General features: G+C 58.7%; 3 protein-coding genes. All 3 read right to left on the minus strand.

Features of this window, described 5'->3' with window-relative positions; genetic code table 11:
* Positions 1–968: 968 nt before the first annotated feature.
* The 3 genes from C9I57_RS31935 to C9I57_RS31945 all read right to left on the minus strand — a co-directional run bounded on the left by C9I57_RS31935 (position 969) and on the right by C9I57_RS31945 (position 6,070).
* The gene (locus C9I57_RS31935; protein ID WP_107154496.1) at positions 969–1,790 is read right to left on the minus strand and encodes a phytanoyl-CoA dioxygenase family protein; all 822 of its coding nucleotides are present in this window, start codon (positions 1,788–1,790) and stop codon (positions 969–971) included.
* Between the two features lie 639 nt (positions 1,791–2,429).
* A complete protein-coding gene (locus C9I57_RS31940; protein WP_107154497.1) occupies positions 2,430–4,592 on the minus strand; it encodes a prolyl oligopeptidase family serine peptidase in 2,163 nt (720 codons plus the stop codon).
* Between the two features lie 503 nt (positions 4,593–5,095).
* Positions 5,096–6,070: an efflux RND transporter permease subunit gene (locus C9I57_RS31945; protein WP_440130268.1), complete on the minus strand. Its 975-nt coding sequence runs from the start codon at positions 6,068–6,070 to the stop codon at positions 5,096–5,098.
* Positions 6,071–6,104: the final 34 nt, after the last annotated feature.

The following is a 6,104-nucleotide window of genomic DNA, read 5'->3' on the forward strand; positions in this document are numbered from 1 at the left end:
CTGCACCGCGACTTCGGGATTCGCTGCCAGTTCTTCCATCGTGTACACCTGTCCATTAAAGTTGTTAATGGGCACGATGCTCGCGTCAGAACTCCTGCGCTTCAAGGCGCCTTTGCCGGGTGCTTACACAGAACATGCAACCGCGACAAACGAAGCCGACAAACGCCAGCGTTCGCACTCACCGACTTTATGGCGCACCGATACAGACTATTTAACCGCACATCGCAAACCAAACCGCTGGAGTGAGCCGACATCTGGCTGCAACCAGTCAGACGCTGACTGCCGATTACAGCGACGCGGGGGAGCTCACTTGTCAGATTCGTGGTCCGGGACTCACCAACTGTAGCGCGAACGGGAACGAACTCGCAGTGCCGACCTCACGAACCTAACTCGACCAGCCGTCTGCACAGACCGGAGACGCGAGCAGACTATCTGCAGGTGCCTAACGGAATGGCATGAACGACCCCGCAAACTCGACCGGCAGACCTCACGGAAAGCGTCGACGTAAGCAACAGAAAAACGATATTGCAAAAGTGATGGCAGGATAGGCTTGCGCCGGTTTTGGGCACCATCGGCTATCATCTTTGGTGGGGTGACGGATAAAATGTCGTCCGAAACGCGGATCATGTTCAGCACCAAGTGCCCTGGTATGGGGGCGATGCGCGGCCGAAGCGAAGGCTTTGGGAGCGACCGCCCGACGAATCTGACAGCGGTCCGGACGTCGACTCCCGCCATGCGGCTCAAGGCCGACCAAACAGAGCGCACGACCACGACGCGTTGCTTGCGCAAAGACGCGACCTGCCGCGGTTTCATTGCATCACACTACGGAAAATGGCGCGCGCTCCGATGAGAGCGCGCAACTTTCTCCACACCGCGCCACCGATTCGAACTGCAAGCCTAAACCGGGCTGTAGACTTGCGAAAGCAGCAATCGCGATCGCGCCTCTCCGCCTTCTGGCGTGACTTGGGTTAGCGCGCGTGCTGCGCATTCCTGCGCCACACGACCGGGAATGCTTCGCAATCCAGGGGATCGCCATCGCGCGGAGCGCCATCGGCCGGAGGCGGGGGGGACATCTCTCCCGACCGGCGCTGAAACCGAGCATCATCACCAGTCCAGCGCGTGGAGAGCACACGCCGGTCGGCCGTGTCGCTATTTCCTGCCGCTCCATGCAGGGTGAGACCATGGAACACCACTACGTCGCCTGGTTTCATAGCCCACCTCAAGATCTCGTAGCGATCTCGATCTGCTTCGACGTCCGGCAGGATCTCCCACCGCTGATCGTCGCCCTCGCGAAGAGATCCGGTCGTGAACCGCTGCGGTCGGTACCATTTGCCTGAAGCATGCGATTCGGCCACAAACTCGAGGGCCGTCTCGGCGGAAACCGCGCCCGTCGGCAGCCACATCGTGCAGAAATCGCGGCCATCTACTGGACTGTATGGTTGATCTTGATGCCATGGCGTCCGCTTCTTGACGCCTGCTTTTTTCACGAGCACATGGTCATGAAGAAAGTTAATTTTCGACGCGCACATCAACTCGCCCGCGATGATCTTGGCGGGAGAATTCAAGGCGAAGTCGCGAAACTCCTCGATACACCGCCAGTTATTGCTGTCTTGGAAAAACCCGCGCGATTCGCCGTCGACAAAGGCGTTAGGCCTGCTTGGCTTCTCCAGATTCTTCGTAATCCCTGCATCGACGGTCTTTATCCAATCTTCTGAGAAGACGCCTCTCAGGACAGTGGCACCCTTTTGGCGAAATTGTTCGATCTGCTCTGCGGACACGATCGGTTCCATGGCGTTTCTCCTTTCAGTTCCGACGGTACAGCTTGTACCCGGCACATACAATGTATCTCTTTTTTCACTACCAATCAACATGAATATTCACATTCACCCCCGCGAAGGCGAGGCTATCGTGGTTTTGTCGTAACCGGGCAAGGATGACCGCGCCTGTCAAGTGACTGGGCGTCCCTGCCAGCATCCAACCGAGAAACGCGGCGAACGTGAAAAGACGCCCCGGACGGCCTGGGCGGCTCCATAGCCGGCATGAAGATCGTTCGGGCTGCCCCAGCCCGTCGCGACAGTCTGTCGTCCCCAAACCGGTAGCACGACATGGCCGCCGCGAAAACCAAGGCTCCCGAACGGTAGAACGCGTCGAATGCCTTAATCGCATGGCTGGCGTCGATGGTGCCCACAGCGGGAAGCCCAAAGACAAGGAAGCAGAAGAGCGCCAGCGCGATGGCTCCGACCAGGCGGGAGACGCGAAATTCGTGAGCATGTCATTGCCACGCCTAGCACATTGCCTGATCCGGTTGTCCGGCATAATGCAAGCTCGAGCATCGGGCCGGACGCAATGACAATGAGTTCCGCGTACACTGTCGTTAGAACGCCGAACAGCGCCACCGCAACGAGCGCGATAGCTGCGCGACGCTGAGGTTACTCATGCACCAAGGACTCCTGAGTCCGTCCGTCAGAACCGAGGCAAGCGAGCGGCCGTAAGCCTGCCCCGATCTTCGCCCGCAGGAACTCAAATCTAATGGCCGATGCGCGTGCGATGTCTTCGGGTTCGACGCCAGCCCCGTGGCCGCCGTCGTGCCGTTCTAGATACCAGACTTCGCCATGTCCGAGTGCCTGCATTTTCGCTACCATCTTGCGTGCGTGCCCAGGATGCACACGATCGTCCGTCGACGACGACGTGAACAGAACCGGCGGGTAAGAGACGTCCGGCTTCACGTTGTGATAGGGCGAGTAAGCCATCAACATTCCGTAGTCATCGGGATTGTCGGGATCACCGAACTCATCGACCCATGAGGCTCCCCGCAGTAGCAGGTGAAAGCGTGCCATGTCGAGCACGGGCACTCGCGAGATAACGGCACCAAATAGCTCCGGGCGCTGAATCATGCACGCGGCAGTTAGCAGACCGCCGTTGCTTCCCCCCATGATGGCCAGCTGCTTCGGGGTGGTGACGCCGGATGAGATCAATGCCTCAGCCACGGCAATGAAATCGTCAAATGCGACTTGGCGTTTCTCGCGTTTTGCGGCGAGATGCCACGCAGGACCGAATTCTCCCCCGCCCCGGATGCACGCAATCGCGTACACGCCACCCGGTTCGAGCCACGAGAATCCCATGGTGTCCACATAGGCAGGCGTATCGAGCGAAACTTTAAATCCGCCATATCCATAGAGCAGGCAAGGCCGAGGGTTACCCTGAAGATCCGCTTTGCGACCGATGATCCAATAGGGAATCTGCACGCCATCGGAAGCTGTAGCATGTCGTCGCTGCGCGACGAATCCGGTTGCATCGAACCGCGCGGGAGCCCGTCCCAGCGGGCGCCAAGGGGCATCGCTGGCGAGATCGGCAAGATACAGCTCAGGTGGCGTCAGGAAATGATAGACGCAAATCAGTACTGTGTCATCGCGAGCGCTGTCGACGGCGCTCATCCACGCCTCGCACCCGGCCGGCAACGGAAACACTCGCGCCTCCCACGTTCCGTGAGCCAAAGCCGACGGACGCCAGAGCGTCACATGGGTAACGCTTTCGCTCTTGTGAGAGACGACCAGCCAGTGCTTCGTGAACTCAACACGCGATAATACCTCCCTTTCAGCAGGCACGAAAAGCATCGTGAAATGGCGGTTGCCGTCGAGAAACGCATTACGTCGGATAGCCAACAAAGATCCACTCGGATATATCGCCACACCGACCTTCCAGTCAACGCGTGGCCTAACGAACAGCCATTCGTTCCACTCAAGCAGTCCCGCATCGCGCGGCACATCGTAAAGCCGCCATTCGCCAGCCGCCTCATCGAGCCAAAATCGCTGCGATTGGGAGGGTGTCGTCGTGCGCAATGCATTATGACGCGCGTGGATCGGGTCATACGACACTGACGCCAACAAATCGTCGATCTCACATTCGAACACCACCGGCGCATCTTCAACCGACGTTCCGCGCTTCCATCTCCGTACCTGCCGCGGATAGCCAGCGTGCGTGAGCGTGGGAGCCGCGTTTGCCGCACGGTCATCCCAGCTCACATAGACCGTCTCCCGATCGATCCATTCAACGCTGTGAAGGCCGGGCTCGCGCAGCTCGAACCCATTCTCGACAAACGCGCGCGTTCCTATATCGAACTCGCGCACGATGTGAGCGTCCGCCCCGCCGGGTGAAAGAAAGACCAGCGCCCGATCGGCAGTAGGGTAGATAAGACGAAAGCCGGCTAAAGTCCACCGGGTGTCGTCGCTGTTTCTATTGTTCAAGTCAATCGCATCGATCTCCAGCAGCACTTCCCATTCGGGGTTCCCCTCGATCCAGGCTTTCCAGGGCGTACGCCGCACAAACCCGAGTGGATGTGCTTCATCAAGCCAACTGTTGTAAGCCCAGTTGCCCCAGCGTGAGCACGTGACAATGCGGTCTTGGGCCATCATAGACTCGATGAGCCGTTTGGTCAGCGCGTCGTTGTTTGCGCTGTGTCCGTAGGCTTTCATGGTGCGTTCCGTTTGCGTACGAACCCATGAGTCGACAGCGGAGTCGTTAAGCTTCTCGAGACCGATATACGGATCCGCTGCATCTATGGCGACCACGTAGTTGGATTGCGAATTTGTCATATACCTTTTCCATTGCATTGATCCGGTACCTCCGGAAGGCAGGGGCTTCAGGATTGCAAGTCGCGCGATCCAGTTCAGCCATCGACCCGATTCGACGCGGTCGAGGCGAGCGAGTTCTGAGACGGTTTGTCGCACTGCGCAGCGCATCAATTGGCTACCGTCCGGCGAACGCGACTCGCGTATAACCGCTCCATTGAGCCCGAGGTTGGCTCGAGCTACGCCGCGATCGGCTTCGCAAGCTGACAGTTGCCGAGGCCGTTACATCCGACGACGCTCGCTAGCGACGCCACACACGGTCGACGACAAGGTCGAGCAAATCGACTATCGTGCTGCTATTGCCGTGGCGAAATGCGATGAAACGCGAGAAGTGCCGTAGCAAGTGTGACTTGAGTCATAAGCACCTCCAGGAATGGAAGGCTTCCGCGCAGCAGATGCAAAGCTGTTGGAAAATCATTTTCGGGAGAACTGATGTTCGACGGTCGGGTCCTTGGTCTCTTTCACTGTTACGGTACTTTGCAAAGCGTGGATGGCACTTTCGAATTCGGCGTGTGGTCCTCGCGGACGTGTGTGCTACCCACGAACATATACATGGCCGGTACCACGAACAGGGTCAGCAGCGTACCGACACCAAGACCTGCGAAGATCACCAGCCCCATGTCATGCCGCCCCGCAGCGCCAGCACCGGAAGCCCACACCAGCGGAGCGACGCCGAGCACCATTGCCGCCGTAGTCATGAGAATCGGGCGAAGGCGTACCCCCGCCGCTTCCTCGATCGCGTGCCGTTTAGATCGGCCAGCGCGCTGCAACTCGTTGGCAAATTGCACGATCAGGATGCCGTGCTTGGTGATCAGCCCCAACAAGGTGACCAGGCCGACCTGCGTGTACACGTTGATCGACGCAAATCCGGTGGTAATGAAGGCGAGCGCGCCGAAGAGCGCGGGCGGGACCGAAAAGAGGATGACAACTGGATCGCGGAAGCTCTCGAACTGGAATGCAAGCGCCAGATACACGATGACGATCGAGAACAGCAAAAGCCCGAGAAATCCTCCGGATTCTTCAACGAACTGACGCGACTCACCTGAGTAGTCGGCCGAATAACCGGGCGCCACCTTCTTTAGGATGGTTGTCAACTTCGGCAGCAATGCGCCCTGGGAAAGCCCGCTGACGCCCGAGATCGTCGCCGAATTGAATTGCTGGAAGTGGTTGATCGTTCGCGGCTGAACCGACGTCTCGATATGGGCCACGGTGCGCGCGGAAACCATGATCCCCGACGGCGTGCGGATATAGTTGTCGAGAACCTGGTCCGGATTGAGTCGGTCCACCTGCAGCACCTGTGGTATGACCTTGTACGAGCGTCCGGCGATCGAGAAGTAATTGACGTAGTTTGAGATTGTCCCGGTTCGACGGACGGATTTGCAGCCAGCGATTTGATTTGGTCTAGCCTCCGTTAAGCGTTGAGTCGCGGGTTGTCTGTCCACGGGCGGGCGGCGGGTCGGCTCTCACGACCATGAC

It is taken from the genome of Trinickia symbiotica (genome assembly GCF_003028655.1).
Taxonomy (GTDB): domain Bacteria; phylum Pseudomonadota; class Gammaproteobacteria; order Burkholderiales; family Burkholderiaceae; genus Trinickia; species Trinickia symbiotica_A.

What these genes read in the sequence shown, in the direction of transcription:
- C9I57_RS31940 (WP_107154497.1), bottom strand. Translation starts at nt 4,592, where the DNA reads ATGACAAATTCGCAATCCAACTACGTGGTCGCCATAGATGCAGCGGAT.
- C9I57_RS31935 (WP_107154496.1), bottom strand. Translation starts at nt 1,790, where the DNA reads ATGGAACCGATCGTGTCCGCAGAGCAGATCGAACAATTTCGCCAAAAG.